Origin of the sequence: Pseudomonas sp. PS02302 (assembly GCF_029959585.1) — a bacterium.
GTDB classification, from domain to species: domain Bacteria; phylum Pseudomonadota; class Gammaproteobacteria; order Pseudomonadales; family Pseudomonadaceae; genus Chryseomonas; species Chryseomonas aestiva.
This window is the reverse complement of sequence record NZ_JASCON010000020.1, coordinates 1-20,408: the sequence shown is the minus strand read 5'-3', so window position 1 is coordinate 20,408 and position 20,408 is coordinate 1. Positions and strand designations below refer to the sequence as shown.

General features: G+C 67.1%; 19 protein-coding genes. 5 read left to right on the top strand and 14 right to left on the bottom strand.

What is annotated here, in order from left to right:
* Window positions 1-48: 48 nt before the first annotated feature.
* The 3 genes from QMX82_RS09205 to QMX82_RS09195 all read right to left on the bottom strand — a co-directional run bounded on the left by QMX82_RS09205 (window position 49) and on the right by QMX82_RS09195 (window position 3,306).
* Complete coding sequence (locus QMX82_RS09205) at window positions 49-537, bottom strand: DUF3237 domain-containing protein (RefSeq protein WP_187979585.1); 489 nt, start codon at window positions 535-537, stop codon at window positions 49-51.
* Between the two features lie 41 nt (window positions 538-578).
* Window positions 579-1,913 carry an alginate export family protein gene (locus tag QMX82_RS09200; RefSeq protein WP_282282606.1) on the bottom strand — a complete coding sequence of 445 codons (1,335 nt, stop codon included), beginning with the start codon at window positions 1,911-1,913 and terminating at the stop codon, window positions 579-581.
* 130 nt (window positions 1,914-2,043) lie between these two features.
* On the bottom strand, window positions 2,044-3,306 hold the full coding sequence (locus QMX82_RS09195; RefSeq protein ID WP_442969378.1) for a serine hydrolase domain-containing protein: 1,263 nt from the start codon (window positions 3,304-3,306) through the stop codon (window positions 2,044-2,046).
* A 144-nt stretch (window positions 3,307-3,450) separates the two neighbouring features.
* Between QMX82_RS09195 and QMX82_RS09190 the strand changes: the two genes are divergently transcribed.
* From QMX82_RS09190 to QMX82_RS09175, 4 genes are all read left to right on the top strand, one after another.
* Complete coding sequence (locus QMX82_RS09190; RefSeq protein WP_208691587.1) at window positions 3,451-4,071, top strand: TetR/AcrR family transcriptional regulator; 621 nt, start codon at window positions 3,451-3,453, stop codon at window positions 4,069-4,071.
* Between the two features lie 385 nt (window positions 4,072-4,456).
* A complete protein-coding gene (locus QMX82_RS09185; protein ID WP_133860978.1) occupies window positions 4,457-4,807 on the top strand; it encodes a CidA/LrgA family protein in 351 nt (116 codons plus the stop codon).
* Complete coding sequence (locus tag QMX82_RS09180) at window positions 4,800-5,483, top strand: LrgB family protein (protein ID WP_187979580.1); 684 nt, start codon at window positions 4,800-4,802, stop codon at window positions 5,481-5,483. Before QMX82_RS09185 ends, QMX82_RS09180 begins: the two co-directional genes overlap by 8 nt.
* Before the next feature lie 188 nt (window positions 5,484-5,671).
* Window positions 5,672-5,893: a hypothetical protein gene (locus QMX82_RS09175; RefSeq protein ID WP_133860976.1), complete on the top strand. Its 222-nt coding sequence runs from the start codon at window positions 5,672-5,674 to the stop codon at window positions 5,891-5,893.
* A 140-nt stretch (window positions 5,894-6,033) separates the two neighbouring features.
* On the opposite strand, the gene QMX82_RS09170 is transcribed toward QMX82_RS09175, so the two are convergent.
* From QMX82_RS09170 to QMX82_RS09120, 11 genes are all read right to left on the bottom strand, one after another.
* Window positions 6,034-6,279: a hypothetical protein gene (locus tag QMX82_RS09170; protein WP_208691586.1), complete on the bottom strand. Its 246-nt coding sequence runs from the start codon at window positions 6,277-6,279 to the stop codon at window positions 6,034-6,036.
* Window positions 6,280-6,675: 396 nt separating this feature from the next.
* Complete coding sequence (locus QMX82_RS09165) at window positions 6,676-8,265, bottom strand: gamma-glutamyltransferase family protein (RefSeq protein WP_282282591.1); 1,590 nt, start codon at window positions 8,263-8,265, stop codon at window positions 6,676-6,678.
* An 11-nt stretch (window positions 8,266-8,276) separates the two neighbouring features.
* Window positions 8,277-9,149: an ABC transporter permease gene (locus QMX82_RS09160; RefSeq protein WP_282282589.1), complete on the bottom strand. Its 873-nt coding sequence runs from the start codon at window positions 9,147-9,149 to the stop codon at window positions 8,277-8,279.
* Window positions 9,146-10,093, bottom strand: coding sequence for an ABC transporter permease (locus QMX82_RS09155; RefSeq protein WP_158890471.1), 948 nt, complete (start codon window positions 10,091-10,093; stop codon window positions 9,146-9,148). The genes QMX82_RS09160 and QMX82_RS09155 overlap by 4 nt, the downstream gene beginning before the upstream one ends.
* A 2-nt stretch (window positions 10,094-10,095) precedes the next feature.
* Window positions 10,096-11,598 (bottom strand): ABC transporter substrate-binding protein, encoded by a 1,503-nt coding sequence (locus tag QMX82_RS09150; protein ID WP_208691583.1) that lies wholly within the window; start codon window positions 11,596-11,598, stop codon window positions 10,096-10,098.
* Window positions 11,595-12,683, bottom strand: a complete 1,089-nt coding sequence (locus tag QMX82_RS09145; protein ID WP_133860970.1) for an ABC transporter ATP-binding protein — start codon at window positions 12,681-12,683, stop codon at window positions 11,595-11,597. Before QMX82_RS09145 ends, QMX82_RS09150 begins: the two co-directional genes overlap by 4 nt.
* A complete protein-coding gene (locus QMX82_RS09140; RefSeq protein WP_133860969.1) occupies window positions 12,680-13,666 on the bottom strand; it encodes an ABC transporter ATP-binding protein in 987 nt (328 codons plus the stop codon). Before QMX82_RS09140 ends, QMX82_RS09145 begins: the two co-directional genes overlap by 4 nt.
* Window positions 13,663-14,385, bottom strand: a complete 723-nt coding sequence (locus QMX82_RS09135; protein ID WP_282282575.1) for a FadR/GntR family transcriptional regulator — start codon at window positions 14,383-14,385, stop codon at window positions 13,663-13,665. The genes QMX82_RS09140 and QMX82_RS09135 overlap by 4 nt, the downstream gene beginning before the upstream one ends.
* A gap of 554 nt (window positions 14,386-14,939) precedes the next feature.
* Window positions 14,940-16,301, bottom strand: coding sequence for a CitMHS family transporter (locus QMX82_RS09130; RefSeq protein ID WP_282282573.1), 1,362 nt, complete (start codon window positions 16,299-16,301; stop codon window positions 14,940-14,942).
* An 86-nt stretch (window positions 16,302-16,387) separates the two neighbouring features.
* The gene (locus QMX82_RS09125) at window positions 16,388-17,092 is read right to left on the bottom strand and encodes an RraA family protein (RefSeq protein WP_282282572.1); all 705 of its coding nucleotides are present in this window, start codon (window positions 17,090-17,092) and stop codon (window positions 16,388-16,390) included.
* Complete coding sequence (locus tag QMX82_RS09120) at window positions 17,089-17,985, bottom strand: DUF1932 domain-containing protein (RefSeq protein ID WP_282282570.1); 897 nt, start codon at window positions 17,983-17,985, stop codon at window positions 17,089-17,091. Before QMX82_RS09120 ends, QMX82_RS09125 begins: the two co-directional genes overlap by 4 nt.
* Window positions 17,986-18,199: 214 nt before the next feature.
* On the opposite strand from QMX82_RS09120, the gene QMX82_RS09115 reads away from it, so the two are divergent.
* Window positions 18,200-20,131 (top strand): sigma 54-interacting transcriptional regulator, encoded by a 1,932-nt coding sequence (locus QMX82_RS09115; protein ID WP_282282568.1) that lies wholly within the window; start codon window positions 18,200-18,202, stop codon window positions 20,129-20,131.
* Window positions 20,132-20,408 lie beyond the last annotated feature (277 nt).

The window sequence follows — 20,408 nt, the reverse complement described above, 5'->3', positions numbered from 1 at the left end:
GTGGCCTGCCGCTTCAGTAGAAAGCCTGGCTGTGAGAGGGGTGGCCGGTCAGGTGAGGCGATAGCAGTGGATGGCCACCTGGTCGGCGGCGGGATAGCCCACCTTGCCGATCATCACGCTGCGGGTCAGCCAGTCGAGTCTGCCGCTCGCCACCTGGAAGCGCGGTGTGCAACTGCAGTGATAGTCCTCCTCGGCGATCGGCCAGAGGCCCTGGGCGACCTGCGCCTGTCCCCTGTCGCTGAGGGTGATGAGGCCGGTGTTGTGGATGTTGATCCATTCGCCCTGGTCGCTGCGCAGGCTGTAGCGCGCGTCCAGCTCGCCCACGCCGTCGCTGCGCAGCAGATAGAAATCCGCGCCGCCGGCGATCACTTCGCCGCGTACGTTCACGCCCTCGAAATGCCCGCCGGTGATTCGATAGTTGCTGCGCTGGCCATCGGTGCAGGCGCCCAGGCCATCGGCCGGGTCGATGAGCACCTGCAGGCTCAGCACCCATTCCAGCGTTGGCACGGCGATCCCGGTTGGTGTCTTGGTATTCATCACGCTCTCCTGTGCCCCACGGGGGCTGTGGTGACTGGTGGTCAGTAGCGATAGGTGAAATACAGCTCGAGGGCGCTGAAGCGATCGTTGTCGCCGAACGCCTGGCGGGCGGCCGACCTGGCCTGCACCCAGTTGTACGAGAGCGAGCCGTAGAACTGCCGGTTGGGCGTCCAGTCGAGGTACACCGCGGTCTCGTCGGCGAAGCGCCGATCGCTGACCGCGGCGCCGCGGAAGTTGGCCTGGTCGAGCCAGAACTGGTAGTGGATGACGCCCAGGGTGAGGGTGTCGCTGAGCCGGTTCTTCAGCGAGAACTGCTGGACGCGCTCGTTGCTGTTGAACAGCAGGTAGTTGCCCACCACGTCGCCGATCAGCCAGGTACTCCAGTCGGTGAAACCCTTGCTCAGCGGGTCCCAGGCCTTCTGGCGGCTGTCGGTCGGGTTGTCGTCGCCGGAAAAGACGGCGTAGCGATAGCCGAGGGTGGGCGTGAAGGGCAGGTCCTGGAACTGGTAGTCGGCCTGGGCGTACCAGGCCCTGGCGTCGTAGCTTAGGGCGCCGTCACCACCACGTTGCACCGCGTATTCGCCATTCAAGGTGAGATTCGGCAGGCCCGGCAGGTGACCGCGCAGGGCCCGCAGGTTGTATACCCGCATGCCGTCGCGGCGTGCCGCGGTGCTGTTGTTGCTGGCCAGGGTATCGACCGTCATGGCCAGGGCGCCGAGGGTCACCTGGCCGTCGAGGTCGTAATCCAGGTTGGCGCCGCTCAGGCGGAAATCGCCATAGTGATCGTCGGTGCGCAGGGTGAAGGCCTGTGCCTGGGCCGGGCCATGCCCCCACGCCAGGATCGCCGAGTCGCGGAAGGCGGTGCGCGGACCGAGCCAGTAGGCGCCATCGCCGAACAGATCGAGATTGCCGTCCATGACGATGAAGCCGGTGCCGACCATGAAGTTCTGGCGGCCGGCGGTGAATTTCCAGTCACCTGCCTGTACCCCGGCGTAGCCTTCTTCCGGGGCGAAGCGGCCATCGGAGCTGCGGGTGAAGCCACCGGCATCGCCGTCGCCAAGGGTGGCGGCGCCGACCACCGAGCCGCCGGCGAGCAGGTGGAGCCTGTCGCTGAGCGAATAGTCGAGGGTGACGCCAGGTTTGACGTAGAACTCCTGCCAGGCAATGCGGCTGCCGTCGTTCCTGCCGCTGCGGGCATCCACGCGACTGGCGCCGAAATTGACGCCCCGGGTGGTGATGGAACCGGCGCCCGCCGTCAGGTTGAACTCGCCTTTGAGGTTTTCGTTTTCGAATGGATAGCCCGCCAGGGCCGGCTGGCTGGCCAGCGGCAGGCCGAGCGCCAGCAGCACGCCGGAAAGGCGCTTGGTTGTGCACATAGAGAGCTCCTGAATATTTTTTTTCTTGTATTACAGGGCAGTGAAGGGTGGCCAAGGCGACCACCGAATACCTGGCGCAGCAGGTGGGAGCGCTGGCGGGCCGGCGCTCGTCGATCTCGTTAGGGATGGATCAGCCGCGCAGTTGGGCGGCGATGGCGCGCAGCAGCCGTACGGTATCGATGTCCAGTTCGGTGACCGCTTCGGGTAGCGAGGATTGCTTGACGATCACCACCTCGGCGGCGCGGTCGACGAACAGGTACTGGCCGTGGATACCGCTGGCCATGATGGCCGGACTATGATCGTTGAAGACATACCACTGGCTGCGGTAGGAGGCACCCGGGGTCCAGTCGGCGAAGTCCTGGTGCACGCCATAGAGAGCCGGATCCCCGCCCGCCGCGATGGCCTCCACGACCGCCGGGTCGATGACCTGCTGGCCGTCGACCCGACCGCCGTTGGCCAGCATCAGGCCGAAGCGGCCCATGTCGCGCAAGGTGGCGTTGAAGCCGGCACCGGCGACGCTGCGACCCCAGGGATCGGCCATGAAGTAGGCGTCGCGCTCGCAGCCGAGGTGCTGCCAGATCCGTTGCAACTGTTCGGCGCAGCCCAGGCCGCTGGCGCGCTCCATCACCCAGGCCAGGACCTCGGTGGTGGCGGTCACGTAATGGAAGAGGCCGCCGTGCTCGCACCTTTTGCGCAATGACGGCAGGTACTGGTACAGGGATTCGTACTGGGCGTAGTCGGGCGGGGCCGGTTTGAAGCCACAGGCATAGCCATATTGCGAGCTTGCCGAGGTGGGATCGTCGTAGAGCTCGGTGTAGTGGACGCCCACGGCCATGTCGAGCAACTGGCGGACGCTGGCGTCGCCGAAGGCGCTGCCGGCCAGTTCCGGCACATGATGCTGGGTCAGCGCCTGGGCATCGAGCACACCGTCGTGGATGAGTTGCTCGCCGAGCACCCCGATCAGCGACTTGGTGACCGAGAACATGATGTGGCGGTCGGTGGCGACCTGGCCGTTGAAGTAGCGCTCGTACACCACGCGGCCCTGGTGCAGCACCAGAAAGCCGTCGGTCTTGCTGGCGCGCAGATGGTCGAGGGCGCTGACGCTGCGGCCGCAGCTGCTTTGGAACCTCAGCGCTTCGAGGGCCACGGGCGCATGGGCCAGCACCCTGTCCGATCGCGGCCCGGCAGCCACCTCGATGGTGGGGCGCAGGCGCGCCAGGTTGCGAAAGCCCCAGCGATTGAACGGCGGTGACATCCAGTTGGCCCAGGTCACGCGCTGGTCCGGCTCGGCCGGAAAACCCTGCATCAGTACGGGCTCTTGTTCTTGTTGGTCGTACATCTCGCTGACTCCCCGATTCCGGGAAACCAGGGAGCGGTCGAGGCTCTGGTTCATCAGACTCATCCTGGCAGTGGCCCTGCGTAGAGCAGGTACGGGAAAATAATTAACCCTGTTAATTTCTTTAGTCAATAAAATATTTTTCATACCCAAGCCCGGCCAGCTATTCTCCTTCGCACCCCAAGGGAATCAGGAGCGACGGTGAGCGGCCTACGCGAACGTCAGAAGGAATTACGCCGCACCGCCATCTCGGCCGCGGCGGTCATGCTGTTCCAGCGTCAGGGCTTTCGCGAGACCACCGTCGAGCAGATCGCCCGCGAGGCCGGCGTCTCGGCGCCCACGGTGTTCAAGTATTTCGGCAGCAAGCACGAGATCATCCTGGAAATGATCAAGGAGTCCGATCGCCGGGCCCTGATCGACGTGCGCCGGCACATCCGCGACGTCGCGGACCCCGTCGAGGCGCTCTGCCATCTGGAGCACCTGCTCGTCAGCTACGCCCTGGACGTCCTGCCCGCCGCCCTCTGGCGCGAATTGCTGCCGCTGGTACTGGTGGGGGGCGACAGCGGGCTGCCCCAGGCCTATCGGCAGATGAACCGCGGCCTGCAGGGCGAGATCGCCGGTGTGCTGCGCGAGCTGCAGACCGCCGGCAAGCTGCGCGCCGATCTGGACGTGGAGCTGGCGGCCTTCCTGCTCAACGACTATTCGCATCTGCAATTGCTGCGCCTGACGGCCAGTGACGAGATGGATCGCGAAGGCCACGCGGCCACCGTGCGCAACACCACCCGCCTGATCTTCGAGGGCATGCGCGCGGTACCGGCGTGAGGCGCTAGCGGCTGCATCAGCCTTGGCTGTCTTCCCGGGCCGGCTGGCGTCTCGACAGGTCTCGCTCAGGGAGCGTGGCGGGATAGCCGGCGAGGCGATTGCGAGGTCAGGGGGAAGGCGAAGCGGATCGCGGCGCCAACCCAACAGTGAGCCGAACAGGGTGGGTATCTTTCGCTGAGCTCGGCATGGACTTGCCCAGCCATTTTCAGATGCGCCTATAGTGAGGCCGCGCGTAGTTGGGCACGTCAGACAGCCTGACCGGCAGTGATCACCGCTCCTGCGGAAGGGGCGACAGCCAACGGACCGGTCCGTTGGCGCGGGCCTGGCATGGCTGCGCGGTCGGATAGTGCGGGCTGTTTGGAATAACAAGGCATTCGGGGTGGTTATGAACGTAACGGGTTTCCTGACACTGGTGGGTTGCTACCTGCTTGGCACCTATATGACGAACTTCATCGGCGGTATTCCGGCCAGTGTCATAGGGATCATCGTGCTTTTCGCCCTGCTGATCCTGCTGCGCAGGGTGCCCGAAGGGGTGGAGAAGATGGCGGGCAATCTGCTTGGTTATCTGCCCCTGATGCTCGTGGTGCCGGCGGTTGGCATCGTCGATTTCAGCGGCCTCGAGACCTCGGTGTGGTTGCGCCTGGTGCTGGTCATCGCCCTGTCCCTGCTGGTCACCGTACCCCTGTGTGGCTGGCTGCTGCAGTACCTGATCGGTAGAAGCAAAGACCATGTCTGACCCGGCCCTCGCTTCCCTGCTGGCCCTGTCCCTGACGCTCGCGGCCTATCAGCTGGCGCTCGTGCTGCAACAGCGCCTGCGCCTGGTCATGCTGCAACCGGTGCTGATCACCACCGCCATCGTCGCGACCGTGCTCTTGATCGGCGGGATTCCCTACGACAGGTATCGAAGCGCCAGCGGCCTGCTCTCGATGCTGCTCGGACCCACCACCGTGGGCCTGGCCGTTCCGCTCTACAAGAACGTCCAGCGCGTGACGGCACTCTGCACGCCGCTGCTGATAACCCTCACGGTTGGCGGCGTGGTAGGTGTTTCCCTGACCCTGGCCCTGGGCTGGCTGTTCGGCCTGCCGGAGACACTGCTGATGAGTCTGCTGCCGAAGTCGGTGACCATGCCGATCGCCTTGCCCCTGGCGGATCATTTCGGTGGCGTCGCGCCACTGACCGCGGTGATCGTGATGCTGACCGGCGTCATCAGCACCACGCTGGCCCTGCCACTGCTCAAGGTCTTCAAGGTCGAGGATCCCGCGGCCCGCGGTCTGACCCTCGGCATGAACGGCCATGCCATAGGCACCGCCCATGCCTTGCGGGAAAGCCAGGAGACGGCGGCGTTCTCGGCGCTGGGCATGATCCTGCTCGGGATCGTTACCGCTCTGGTGCTGCCGCTGGTGCTCGGTTGAGCGCCAGTGCCGCCAGGAGCGGGTCGACCGGAAGCCCTGAGTCGACGAGCTCGGAGTGCTGCCAACTGCCGCTCAGTCATCATTATCGACACTTCATGCGATAACCGTTATGTGAATAACGCCCGCGCGAAAGATGATAGCACTAGGCCAGCCGGCGATCGGCAGCCGTGCTTACAGGGACAGATGTCATGGGCATGGAAGACAAGGAATTTCAGACCACCCTCCAGCAACTCGGTCAGCTGAATCTGGACCGGATCATGGAGCAGGCTCGCGTTGATCGAGACTTCATGAATCGCGTGGTGACCGTGCTGGAAGAGTGTGGGGTGGACGATCGTACCGACGAGGAAAATTCCCTGCTCGAATGGGCCCGTGCCTTCCAGCGCCTGCCGGGTAAGGACGCCGGCCGCTAGGCGTCTGCGTGCTGGCCCGGTTTCCGCAGCCAGCCGTCCTGGTCTGCCGACGCTCTCTGTCGATTGCCGTGCACCGCACTGCCTGGTATCCCGAACACCGGGCAGGGCGGCGGCGCGCTGAGGCAGAAAGGTCCGGCGGATCAGCGCTGATCGGTGGCGTCGTGAGCGCTGCTTCCTGCGACCGGGTCCAGCGGCAGGGGCGCCAGCAGGGCCGTCTCGGCCACCATGTCGGCAACCCGCTCATTGAGATCCTGCACGGCCTGCAGGACAGCGCGGACGTCCGGATCGTCGCAGTCCACCGTGCCCAGCCGCCTGGCGTTTTCCTGTAGCTGGCGATGCAGGCCAAGCAGCGCCTCGCGGGCGTGGCTCTGGGGATCAGGGTGCATAAGGGGCTCGGGCTCGACTCGGGATTGATGGCTTCGAGCCACTATGTCGTGGCTTTTTTGATATCGCAATAAACATTAATGCGATATCACTGCGGGGCGACGAGTGGTGGCGCCGCTTAGGCGAGGCGGCTGCTGAGGCCGAGCGCCCGGGGAGGCGGGCTACGGCTTTGCAGCTGATCCGCTGCCGATGGCAGTGGAAGGCGTATCTGAGTCTCCACGAGAGGGTTGGATGCGTGTTCGAAGATCTCCAGCCCCGAGGTGCCACGCCTGAGCCTGAGGGGGCGCCAAAAGGCGCAGCTGCGCCTTTTCCAGCACGCGGTCTCCCGGGAGCGGAGCTTCAAGCTACGGCTGAGTAGCCTGAGGCGCTCCGTATCGCCGACCGCGTCGCCCTTGCCTTCAGTAACCCGCCACCAGGCCGTCCTTGCGCGGATCGGAGCCGCCCACGTAGCCACCGGCCACGCGCTGAATGATCTGGGCACCGCCAAAGGCGAACACGCCGGAGGGCTCTTCCACGGTCACCTCGTGGCCCAGGGCCTGCAGCGCCGCCAGGGTGGCCGGATCCAGGCTACTTTCCACCGCGACCCGGCGGCCGCCTTCGAGGCGCCAGCGCGGTGCGTCGGCGGCGGCCTGGGGATTCTGCCGGTACTTGAGGATGCGCAGCATCAGCTGCAGGTGCCCCTGGGCCTGCATCGGGCCGCCCATCAGGCCGAAGGCCATCAGCGGGGTGCCGTCGGCATTCATGGCGAAGCCGGGGATGATGGTGTGGAAGGGCCGCTTGCCTGGCGCCACGCTGTTGACGTGATCCGGCGCCAGGGTGAAGCCGGCGCCGCGATTCTGCAGGCTGATGCCGGTGCCCGGCACCACCACGCCTGAACCGAAGCCCATGTAGTTGGACTGGATGAAGGAAATCATCATGCCGCTGTCGTCGGCCGCGGACAGGCAGACGGTACCGCCGGGGCGCGGGGCGCCATAGCCGGGATCGCCGGCACGTGGCCCGAGCAACCCGGCGCGCTCGCGCAGGTAGGCCGGGTCCAGCAGGTGCTCGGCCTGGATGCGCATGTGCGCGGAGTCGGTGACGTGCTGGTAGAGATCGGCCAGCCCCAGCTTCATGGCCTCGATCGACCGGTGCAGGGTGGCGGGGCTGTCCACGGGATCAGCGCCGATGCCGGCGGCCTCCAGGATACCCAGGCCGGCGAGGGTGGCGATGCCCTGGCCATTGGGCGGCAACTCGTGCACCACGGCGCCGGCGAAGGGCACCGAGAGGGTCTCGATCCAGTCGGCCCGGTGGGCGCGCAGGTCTTCCTCGTCCAGCACCGCGCCGTGTTCGCGGGCATGACGGGCCATGGCCTGGGCCAGTTCGCCCTGGTAGAAGGTGGCGCCTTCGCTTTCGGCGATCGCCTCCAGGGTCCGCGCATGATCGGGCAGGCGCACCAGGGTGCCGGCGCGGGGTACGCCGTTGGCCAGGAAGCAGGCGGCGAAACCGGGTTGGTCCTTGAGCTGCTCGGCGCCGCGCCGCCAGAGTTCGGCGATCACCGGGGTGAGCAGGAAACCGTCGCGGGCATAGTGGATCGCCGGGCCGGCGAGGGTGGTCAGCGGCAGCTTGCCGTAGCGCTTGGCCAGGGCGACCCAGGCGGAGACGGCGCCGGGCACCGTGACCGCGCCCCAGCCGCGGGCCGGCATGGCGCTCTGGCCGGCGAAGAATTCCGGGGTCCAGCCCCGCGGCGCGCGACCGGAGGCGTTGAGGCCCTGCACCTTCTCGCCATCCCAGACGATGGCGAAGGCGTCACTGCCGATGCCGCAGCCGGTGGGTTCCACCACGGTGAGCACCATGGCGGCGGCCACCGCGGCGTCCACCGCGTTGCCGCCGCGGCGCAGCATCTCCACCCCGGCCTGGGCGGCCAGCGGCTGCGAGCAGGCCACCAGGTTGCGGCCCATGACCGGTGAGCGAGCCGAGGAATAGGGGTTGTGATAGTCCAGATCGGGCATGGCGAAGGGTCTCATTGGTGACGAGGATCGAGGGCGTCGCGCAGGCCGTCGCCCAGCAGGTTGAAGCCGAGGACGGTGAGGTAGATGCAGACGCCCGGGGCAATGGACATCCAGGGCGCCTGCTCCATGAAGTTCTTGGCGGTGTTGAGCATGGAACCCCAGGAAGGCATCGGCGGTTGCTGGCCGAGGCCGAGAAACGACAGGCTGGCCTCGGCGAGGATGGCGGCGGCGATGGTCAGGGTGGCCTGGACCACCAGCGGCGAGAGGATGTTGGGCAGGACGTAGCGCCAGAGAATCCAGCGATCCGGCAGGCCGATGGCGCGGGCCCCTTCCAGATAGTCCTCGTGGCGGATGGCGAGCACCTGACCACGGGTCAGCCGGGCGAACACCGGCATGGCGGACAGCCCGATGGCGATCATGGCATTGCCCAGGCTCGGGCCGAGAAAGGCGCCCAGGGCGATGGCCAGGACCAGGAAGGGACAGGACAGCAGCGCCTCCAGCAGGCGCGAGATCAGGGCGTCCAGCCAGCCGCCGAAATAGCCGGCCACCAGGCCCAGGGGGACGCCCACCAGCAGGGCGATGGCCACCGAGACCACCCCGGCCAGCAGGGAGCTGCGCGCGCCCCACAGCAGGCGCGAGAGCAGGTCGCGCCCGAGTTCGTCGGTGCCCAGCCAGTTCAGCGCCGAGGGCGCCTTGCGTACCGCCAGGAAGCTGGTCTTGAGCGGGTCGAAGGGGGCCAGCCAGGGCGCCAGCAGGGCGGCCAGGGCGAAGGTCAGGATCAGCACGGCGCCGAGCAGCGCGCCGCGATTGGCGCTGAACTTGCGCCAGAAGGGCGAGCGCGCGGGCCGCAGCGTGGCCGGGTGGGGCAGGGTAAGGGCATTCATGCGGCTTGCCTCAGGCGCGGATTGATCAGGCGGTAGAGCAGGTCGGCCAACAGGTTGAGCAACACGAAGCCCACCGCCACGCAGAGCACCACCCCCTGGACCACCGCGTAGTCGCGGTTGAACACGGCGTCGACGATCATCTTGCCGAAGCCGGGGATGCTGAAGACCTGCTCGGTGAGCACCGCGCCGCCGAGCAGTTCGCCGAACAGCAGGGTGGTGAGGGTGACGATGGGCATCAGCGCATTGCGCAGGGCATGGCGCAGGATCACCACCCGCTCGCGCAGGCCCTTGGCCCGGGCGGTGCGCACGTAGTCGGCGCGCAGCACCTCCAGCATGGCTGCCCGGGTATGGCGCATCAGGGTGCCGGAGAGGCCGGCGCCCAGCACGAAGGCTGGCAGGACCAGGGTGCGCAGGTTGCGCAGCGGGTCTTCGTGGAAGGGCACGAAGCCGGAGGCGGGCAGCCACTGCAACTTCACCGCGAACAGCAGGATCAGCAGGATGCCGAGCCAGAAGTGCGGGATGGAGATGCCGGACAGGGCCACCAGGTTGGCACCGTAGTCGACCGCCGTGCCACGGCGTACCGCGGCGAGGATGCCGGTGGGGATACCGATGAGCAGGGCGATGACGATGGCCAGCAGCGACAGCTCCAGGGTCACCGGCAGCTTTTCGGCGATCAGCGCCGTCACCGGCTGGTCGGTGCGCAGCGAGATGCCCAGGTCACCCTGCAGCACCCCGCCCATCCAGTGCAGGTACTGCACCGGCACGGGGTCGTTCAGCCGGTATTTCTCGCGCAGGAATTCCAGCACCTGCGGGTCGCGCTCCTCGCCGGCCATGGCCAGCACCGGATCGCCCGGCAGCAGTTGCTGCAGGGTGAAGACGAACAGCGACACCAGCAAGAGGGTCGGCAGGGCACTCAGCAGGCCACGCAGGAAGAGACGCAGCATGGCTATTGTCCGCGGGTGACGCCGGCCAGGCGAATCAGGCCGTCGGGGTTGGGGATGAAGCCCTTGAGGTCGGCGCGGGTGGCGATGATGCGCGGATCGAAATAGAGATAGAACACCGGCAGCTCCTCGCGCAGCAGGGTCAGGGCCTGGGCATAGAGCGCCTGGCGCTGCGTCTGGTCATTGGTGGTGCGGGCCTGGTCGAGCAGTTGATCCAGCGCCGCGTTGCAGTAGTGGCCGTCGTTCTGATTGCCCTTGCAGGTGACGAATTGATGCACGTTGCCATCCGGATCGGGGCGGCCGGACCAGGCGCTCAGGCCGAGCTGGAAGTTGCCGGCATGCTGTTCCGCCAGCAGGGTGGCGTATTCGGTGGCGACCAGGTTGACCTCGAAGCCGGCCTCGGCGGCCATGGCCTGGATCAACTGACCCACCTGCTGGGCGATGGGGTTGTTGGCGATCTTGAGTTCGACCTTGACCGGCAGGGCGACTCCGGCCGCCTTGAGCAGCGCCTGGCTGCGCGCCACGTCGCGGGCCGGCACCGCGAAGGCCTTGTCGTAGTAGGGGCTGCTCTGCGGGAAGGGCTGCACGCTGGGCGCATAGAGCCCCTCGAACACCACCTGATTGAGCGCCTCGCGATCCAGCGCCAGGTCGAAGGCCTGACGCACGCGCTTGTCCCCGGCAAAGGGATTCTTCGCCCGGTCGCCGTTGGCCATGTTCACCATGAGCTGCATGTAGCCCAGGCCCGGGGTGTTGTAGAGGGTGAAGCCGGCCTGGCCCTGCAGGCCCTTGACGTCGGTGGGCGCGACCCGCTCGACGATGTCCAGGTCGCCCGAGCGCAGGTTGGCCAGGCGTACCGAGGTGTCGGGAATGGGCAGGAAGATCAGCCGGTCGAAGTGATAGGCGCTGGCGTTCCAGTACTGCGGAAAACGCTCCAGCACGATGCGGTCCTGCTGCACCCGCTGCACGAAACGATAGGGGCCGGAGCAGACCGGCTTGCTGCCCACGTCGCCCGTGGACGCCTTGGGCGCGAGCATCATGCCGGCACGGTCGGAGAGCTGGGCGAGCAGGGTGGCATCAGGTTGCTTGAGGTGGATGCGCACGGTCTGGGGATCGACCACCTCCACGGTATCCACCGAGGCCAGTTCGCTCTTGCGCAGCGAGTCGGGCAGGCTGCGGGCACGGTCCAGGTTGAATTTCACCGCGGCGGCGTCGAAGGCCTCGCCGTCATGGAAGGTCACGCCCGGGCGCAGGTGCAGCGTCAGGCTGCGGTTGTCGTCGCCCCACTGCCAGGCGGTGGCCAGCTGGGGCACCAGCTCCAGCTGTGGCGAGACATCCACCAGCTTGTCGCACAGGGCGGTGTAGACCAGTCGCCCGGAATAGGTCCGCGAGCGATGCGGATCGAGCACGTCGGGATCGTCCTGGATACCGATGCGCAGGGTGGTCTCGGCCAGGGCGGAGCTGCCGGCCAGGAGCAGAAGGGTGGCGCAGAGCCAGGCGGAGACTTTCATGGGGTGGACTCCAGAAGGGACTGATGACGGTTGAACAGGGCCAGGCGGCGCGTGAAGGCCGCGCTGGTGGCGATCAGCGGCGGCGGTGAGGCGCCCGCACCCGCGATCTCGCGCCAGAAATGGCAGGCCACCTGGCCTGCCCCGGCAGCGGGTTCCAGCATTGGCTTGGCCTCGCGGCAGAGGGGCCGGGCGTGGGGGCAGCGGGTGTGGAAGCGGCAACCACTGGGCGGCGCCGTGGGACTGGGCAAATCGCCGCCGAGCAGGGTGCGCGGTCGCCGCGCCCGTGGATGGCTCACCGGCACCGCGGCCAGCAGCGCCTGGGTATAGGGATGCAGGGGCGTCTCGAACAGCGTCTCCACCGGCGCCAGCTCGACGATCTCGCCCAGGTACATCACCGCCACCCGGTCGCTCATGTGGCGGATCACCCCCAGGCCATGGGCGACGATGATCAGGGTCAGGCCGAAGCGCGCCTTGAGGTCTTCCAGGAGGTTCACCACCTGCGCCTGTACCGAGACGTCCAGTGCCGAGACCGGCTCATCGCCGAGCAGCAGGCGCGGTTCGGCGGCCAGGGCACGGGCGATGCCGATGCGCTGGCGCTGGCCGCCGGAGAATTCATGGGGATAGCGCCCGGCCAGTTCCGGCGCCAGGCCCACCGTGCGCAGCAGCTCGGCCACGCGCTCGGCGCGCTGACCGCGATCCAGCGGCTTGTGCAGCCACAGCGGTTCGCCAACGATGTCGGCCACGCTCATGCGCGGATTCAACGAGGCGAAGGGGTCCTGGAAGATGATCTGCAACTCCTGGCGCACCTGGCGCAGCGCCGTCGGACTGAGATTGCCCAGGTTGCGGCCCTCGTAGATGACGTCGCCAGCGGTAGGGGCGAGCAGGTTGAGCAGCAGGCGGCCGAGGGTCGACTTGCCCGAACCGGATTCGCCCACCAGCGCCAGGGTCTCGCCGCGCCGCACGGCGAAGGACACATCGCTGACCGCCTGGACCGGTGGGCGCGGGCGTTGCAGGAAACCGCCCTGGCCGCCGAAGTGCTTGGTCAGGCCGATGGCTTCGAGAATGGGGCGTTCGACCGCTTTCATGCGCTGGTCTCCAGGTGCTGTTCCAGGGGCGCGCGGAGGCAGGCCACCTGCTGGCCCGGAGCGAGCTCCAGCAGGGGCGGCGGGGCCAGGCGACAGGCGTCGAGGACGAAGGGGCAGCGGCTGGCGAAGCGGCAGCCGGCCGGCATCTCGGCGGGCGTCGGCACCCGGCCGGCGATGGTCGCCAGCCGGCCCGTGCGCGGCCCCAGCGAGGGCATGGAGCCCATCAGGCCGAGGGTATAGGGGTGCTGCGGATCGTCGAACAACTGGGCGACCGGACCGGACTCGACCACCCGGCCGGCGTACATCACCGCCATCTCGTCGGCGACCTCGGCCACCACGCCGAGGTCGTGGGTGATGAGGATCATGGCGCTGCCGGTCTCGGCCTGCAGACTGGCGATGAGTTCGAGGATCTGCGCCTGGATGGTCACGTCGAGCGCCGTGGTGGGTTCATCGGCGATGATCAGCGCCGGATCGTTGGCCAGCGCCATGGCGATCATCACCCGCTGACGCATGCCGCCGGAAAGTTCGTGGGGATAGGCCGCCAGCCGCTGCGCCGCCGCTGGCACCCGTACCTTCTCCAGCATCTCCAGGGCGCGCTGCCGGGCAGCCGACTGACTGCCACCTCTATGGCGCAGCACCGTCTCCATCAGCTGTGCGCCGACGGTGAAGGCCGGATTCAGCGAGGTCATGGGTTCCTGGAACACCATGGCCAGGCGATCGCCCCGCAAGTCACTGCGGCGTGCCTCGGGCATGCCCAGCAAATCCTCACCCATGAAGCTGGCCTGGCGGGCGCGGACCTGAGCACCGGCCGGCAGCAGCCCCATCAGGGCCATGGAGGTCACGCTCTTGCCACAGCCGGATTCACCCACCAGGGCCAGGGTGCGGCCTGGCTGCACGGTAAAGCTCAGGCCCTCCACCACGGCCGCCGGAGCGCCCGGAAAGCGCACGCTGAGGTCGTCCACCACCAGCACCGGGGCGCTCATAGGGCCGGCTCCAGGGTCTGCTGCAGCACGCTGTCCAGGGCCAGCTGCAAGGCGCGCAGGTGGGCGCGCATCACCGCCGCGGCGCGGACCGGATCGCGGGCGTCCAGGGCTTCCACCAGGGCCTGGTGGTCATCGTGATAGGCCAGCAGGCGCTGGGCGTTGCGGGCGCGATGGCGCAGGTCGCGCCAGGTCGGGTCCAGGCGGATGGCGTCGAGCATCTCGAAGAGGTCCAGCAACAGGCGATTGCCGGCGGCCTCGGCGATGCTGCGGTGGAAGGCGCTGTCCCACAGCTCGATGGCGTCGGCGTCCTCGCTGCTGCCCAGGCGCTCGAAGGCGGTGCGTTCGGCCATGCGACGGATCAGGGCGCGCTGTTCGCCACTGGCACGCTGGGCGGCCAGGGCGGCGAGATTCGGCTCCAGGTGCAGGCGCGCCTCCATCACCTCGCTGAAGTTGGTGCGCGCGGAGAGTTGGGTGAGGGTGAGGGCCGCGCAGGGCGGTGTGGGGCCCACGTAGGTGCCCTTGCCCTGGCGGCGCCAGACCTGGCCCTCGGCTTCGAGCACCGCCAGGGCGCGGCGGATGGAGCGGCGGCTGACCCCGAATTCGCCGGCCAGCTCGCGCTCCGGCGGCAAGGGCTTGTCGGGTACGCTGCTCTGCTGGGCAACCAGGTTGCGCAAGGCATCCAGGGCCAGGCGGGCGCTGTCATCGGTATGGATCTGCATCGAACCTTTGCCTCTTAGGTCTGGGCTGTCTCCCGAGGCGAAGCGTGCTGCCAGTGCCATCGCCGGGGAGATCCGGATACTGGAGACGGGTGCAAGGCGGATGCCATTTGAAATTGGTTCGGGGGTTCTTTCGGCGCGAGGCTCTGGGGCGATGCCTCGATTCCGCTCGCGGACCGCACCCGTGGCATTGGTTCACGCTTGGGCGAACCTTTGGCTGCCTGGTCAAAAGGCGCTGCGCCAGGATGGAGCCGGGTTGCACCGCGGCGGCGCGTCTGGATGTCACTCAGCGCCTGCCCCTGATACAGCGCCGGCCACAGGGAAAAGTGTGCGGGAAGAACGTGGACGTCAGTGCCCAAGTTGGCCGAGGGGAGGTCGACAAGGAACTCGGAAGGACTGAATGTCTCGCCACTGCGCATGGCTGGCCGAATGCCGAGATGATTGACTCGGCATTCGACGGGGTGCGCTTCCACGCCTGGCCCGACACCACCCGCTGGGACCTTGCAGTTCGCCTGCCCAGATGACGGCCGACTGCTGAAGCCCGGGGCGCCAGGGAGTCAGCCGATGGGCAGTTCACCGGTCACGATGGCGGTGACGATGAACAGGCCGAACATCGGTAGCGACCACTTGAAGAATTCCTTCTGGTACTCGCCAAAGGTCATTTCCGTACGGTTCATCAGCAGGAACAGCCAGGCGACTGTCGGACTCGCATAACGCAGGGCCTGCCCCATGAAGGAGGCCACGCCGATCTCGGTGGGGGTGATGCCGAACTGATAGGCGATGGGCGCCACCACCGGCAGGATGCCGAAGTAGTAGGCGTCCACCGGCAGCGCATAGCAGGCGATGGCGCCGAGGAAGGCGAAGGCCAGCGCCGTGTGGCTGCCCATGGACTCGGGAATCAGCCCGGCGATGCTGGTGGCCACCGCGGCGGCCATGCCGCTGCCGTTGAAGATGCCGAGGAAACAGCCCGCCGCCAGAATGATGGACGCGACGGCGATGGCATCACCGCCATTGGCCGTGATGCGCTCGCGCTGTTCGGTGGCACTGTAGTTCACCGCCAGGGCGATGGCGGTTCCCAGCATGAAGACGATGGCGCCGCTGGCCCAGCCGGCCAGCAGCGTGACCAGCATGCTCACGGTCAGCGCCAGGTTGAACAGGAAGAGGCGGGGTCGCTTGAATTCCCGGTCGTTCTCCTGGATGACGGTGACCATGTCCTCGATCTGCTGCGGCGTGACGATGGCGCGTTCGCCGGGGATGTAGCCGAGCCGCTCGCGTTCCTTGCGGCCCATCAGATAGGCCATGCAGAACACATAGACGAAGGACACGCCCAGGATCGGCAGAATCGCCACGAAGAGGGTGTTCACCTCCACGTTCAACACCGCGGCGGCGCGTGCCAGCGGGCCGCCCCAGGGCAGGCAGTTGCCCAGGCCGCAGGGCAGGATGATGAGCATGGCCAGGTTCGACAGCTTCAGCCCCATCTGCTTGTAGAGCGGCAGGAAGGCGCTGGTGATGATCAGGATGGTGGTGGTGCCATCGCCGTCCAGGGTCACCACCGAGGAGGTGAAGGCCGTCACCAGGATGATCTTCAGCGGATCGCCATTGGCCTTGCGGATGAGATAGGTGCACAGCGGATCGAACAGCCCCACGTTCATCATCAGGCTGAAGTAGAGGATGGCGAAGAGGATCATCACCGTGGGGTTGACCGTGCCCAGTGCCACCTTGCCGCTTGGGCTGGTGGAATAGAACAGGCCTTCGCGAATCCAGGTGACCAGGGATTCGAAGGGGACGCCGTTGGCGATGCAGGCCAGGGCGCCAGCGGCCAGGGAGACCACGATCAGGCCGGTGAAGGGTGACAGCTTCTGCCGGATGACCAGGAACAGAAAGGCGATGATCAGCGCATAGCCGAGAAAGGTCAGCATTCGGAGCAACTCCCAGTCTTATTGTTATCGGGACGCGAAAGGAGTGGAACGGGAGGAGCCCTGGTGATGGGCTCCCGAGGCGACGGTCAGCGCTTTTCCAGGAGCGCGGTCACCCAGTCTGGCGCCAGCGGCGGCAGGGGCTCACCCTGGGCACGACAGCGGGCATAGTCGGCGATGACCCTGCGGCGTTGCGCCTCGTAGGCGTCCTTCTGCTCCGCGGCTTCGAGCACCTCCAGCAGGCGGGCGCGGGGCACCACGGTGATGCCGTCGTAGTCGCCGAAGACCAGATCGCCCGGCGCGACCTCGACGCCCGCGCACTGGACTGGCACGTTGATCCGACCAGGGCCGTGCTTGGCCGGGCTGCGCTGCATGAAGCCCTTGGCGTAGATCGGGATGTCCAGCTCCGCCAGCGGACGCCGGTCGCGCACGCAGCCGTCGACCACCAGACCGGCGAGGCCGACCGCCTGGGCCGCCCCGGCCATCAGGTCACCGAGGTAGGCACGCTCCCGGTTCGCCTTGCCGGCCACCACCAGCACGTAGCCGGGTTGCCCCTGGTAGATGGCGACATGGATGGGAAAGTTGTCGCCATCCTCGGTGTCCACGGTACAGGCGGTGCCCAGCAGGAGCTTGTCCGGGTCCAATGGCAGCAGCTCGGCGTCCATGCAGCCGCTGCGGGGAATGCCCAGGCTCTGCATGCCATCGCACAGCTGCGCCGGGCTGAGGGCGCGGAAGCGCTCGAGCAGCGCGGCGGGAATGAGTTCGGGTAGCGGCAGGTACTGATCGGTGTTCATCGCGACGACTCCTGTAGGGCGCGGGTGAAATGGGCGATGGCGGTGCGGTAGTCCAGCTCGCTGCCACCGGGGCCGAGTTCGGCGTTCCAGTCCTGCTGCGCCAGTTTCAGCAGTTGATCGCGGGTCGCGATGGACATGCTGGCCTCGACGCCCACCGCCTGCAGGGTCGCCACGACGTCGTCCAGTTCGGCGGCGCGGCGCTTGGCGTGGATGAGCGTGCGGGCGGTGAAGGTGTCGGCCAGTTGCGTTACCGTCTTGCCATCGAGGGACTCGCCGAGGGAGGCGACCAGGGTGTCGAGCACTCCGAAGCGCTCGGCCGCCTGAAAGGATTCGAGGAACAGTTGCGGCAGTCCCTTCATCACCACGCTCTTGAGCATCTTGATGGCCGAGGCGGCGCCGGGCTCGGCGTCCAGTACGGTGAGGCGCATGCCGCAAGGGGTGAGGGCGGCGGCGAAGGCCGGCGCCGCGCTGCCGGCCAGCAGCATCGGGACGCGGTGATGGTTGCCCGGCACGGTGCCCATCACGGCGCAATCGCAAAAGCCCACACCGGCGGCCCGTGGCAGGCGCTCGATGCGCTGCTTGACCGCAGGGGCCGCGGAGTTCAGGTCCAGGTAGTCCTGGCCTGCCGTCAGCAGCGGCAGGATGCGCTCAGCCAGGGCCAGGGCGCTGCTCGCGCTGGTGAGGCAGAGTACGAAGCGTGCTGCCTGGCAGGCCTGCTCCGGGCTGTCGAACAGTTCCACCCCGGCCTGGGCAGCGCGCTGCCGGATCAGCGGACCTGCCTTGGCGTCGTCGCGATAGGCGTCGTAGGCGCCCAGCTGCAATCCTTCCGTGGCGCCCAGGCCGAGGGCCAGGTGATAGGCGGCCTCGCCGAAGCCTATGAAGACCATTTTCATTGCCAGCTACCTTCTTGATGTTGTTTGCCAGTAGCGGCGCAAGGCGTGTGCCAGATCACCCAGCAGGGTCAGGTCGAATTGAAAAAACTCATTCTGATCAATTGGATAGGTTGGTCCTGACGCTTTCCTGGCCGAATGCTGCGAAGCGAAAGTCATGGCGCAAGCGTGCAAAAGCTTTCAAGCTGGTGAAAGGCCTGAAACAAGCAGAACGTCTATGAATGCCGAGCCAAGTCCCCCCGTGTCCGGCCGGATCGCCGTCATCGCACCCTCGCGCACCCTTACCCTGGCCATGGAAGCGCTGCTCTCTCGGCGCGGTTTGGTGCTGCCCGTGGTGGAAGCCGTACAGGGCGACGCCCTGCGTATCGCCCAGCACCTGCTGGACCAGGGCGCGGTGGTCCTGATCAGCCGTGGCAAAACGGCCCACCGCCTGCGGGAGCACTTCCGGGTGCCGGTGGTGGAGCTCAGGCACACCTTCTTCGATTGCATCAATGCCTATCGCCAGGCATTGCGCATTTCGCCCCGCGTGGCCTTTCTCGCCACTTCGGACGGCTACGCGCGGATTCTCGCCAAATCCCACGCCTTCATGCCCGATGCCCACATCTGCGTGATAGACCCGCTCGCCAGCAGCCGGGAGATCGACGCCCGCCTGGACGAGCTACAGGCGCAGGGCATCGAGGTGACCATCGGCGGGCTGTCCTTCGCCGATGCCGTCACCACCCGCGGTCTGCATTTCGTGATGTCGGATACCGATGGCGACGCCGCCGCCGAAGCCCTCGACGAAGCTCTCCACCTGCTTCGGATCGAGGACGAACGCCGTGGGCAGCGCCAGGAACTGCAGCGTCGCTACGAGATGATCCAGGCGATCCTCGACTGCGTGTCCGAAGGCATCTTCAGCGTCGACGGCGCAGGCCGGGTGACACGCCTGAACCAGGTCGCGCAGTCCTACATGGGAGATCTCGCCTGTGGCGATCCCATCCTCGACCTGCCCATCGGGCGCTACTTCGAACCGGCCTTGCAGCAGGGCAGGGCGGTCCGCGGGGCCTTGCTGGACATCGGCCGCCATTCCCTGACGCTGAGCATCGCGCCCATCGAGCTGGATGGCCAGGTTATCGGTGCGGTCGCCACCCTGCAGAAACAGACGGACATCAAGACCCTCGAGCGCAAGATGCGGCGAGCGCTCGCCGGCCAGCACCTGGCGCGGCGCACCTTCGCCGACATCGTCGGCAGCAGCCCCGCCCTGCAGCGGGCGAAGCGGCTGGCCCAGGCCTACGCCAGTGCCGACAGCACCCTGATCATCGAAGGCGAGACCGGTACCGGCAAGGAACTCTTCGCCCAGAGCATCCACAATGCCTCGGCGCGCCGCCATGGCCCCTTCGTGGCCATCAATTGCGCTGCCTTCGCCCCCGGGGTGCTGGAAAGCGAGCTGTTCGGCTACGTCCGGGGCGCCTTCACCGGGGCGTCCAGCGAGGGCCGCACCGGTGTCTTCGAGCTGGCCCACACCGGCACGCTGTTCCTCGACGAGGTCAGCGAAACCTCCGCGGAAATCCAGCTCAAACTGCTGCGCACCCTGCAGGAGCGCCAGGTCGTCCGCATCGGTGACGACAAGGTCACGCCGGTGGACATCCGCATCATCACGGCCAGCAACAAGCCCTTGCTGGGGCAGGTCGGCAAAGGGCTGTTTCGCGAAGATTGCTACTACCGGCTCTGCGTCCTGCGCCTGACGCTGCCCCCGTTGCGCGAGCGGCGTGGCGATCTGCCCGAATTGCTGGATCGGCTCCTGGCCGATCCCTCCGCCGCGACCCGGGCGCTCACCCAGACCCTGCTGACTCGACTCGCCGACTATGCGTGGCCAGGCAACGTGCGCCAGCTTGCCAATTTGGTCGAGCGCCTGGGCGTCTTGCTCTCCTGCGACCTACCCGCCGACGAGTTGCTTGACGAACTGCTCGGTGACCTGCCCCAGACCGAGTTGTCGCCGTTACCCGATGAGCGCGCGATCCTGCATGCGGCCCTCTGCGCGGTGGGCGGGAATCGCAAGCAGGCCGCGGCCCGGCTCGGCATCAGCACGGCGACCCTCTGGCGGCGGATGCGCCGGTACCTGGATGAGGACCCTACCTGTTTCGATGGCAGTCGCTACAGCGAACGCTGAGAAAACATGGATCCTGTGCCGGCAATGTATCCAAGCCCGCTGAGGTTGGGGGTCGCATTACCATGCTCGGCGGCGAGCACTGTTCAGGTAGCGAGCGCGGATGGTCATGGCTGCCGAGATCAAAGGGTGCGGGTACTGCGGATCCTGATGTCCTTCTGGCACGCGACTGCTTTCATGGCGCTTCGCTTCAGCATTCTGGGGGGGGGGCAGTGATCGGGGCAAGCCATACGTTCGACTCGACTGTTAATTCGTTTGAAGCATTTAGGTGGCTTTCCAC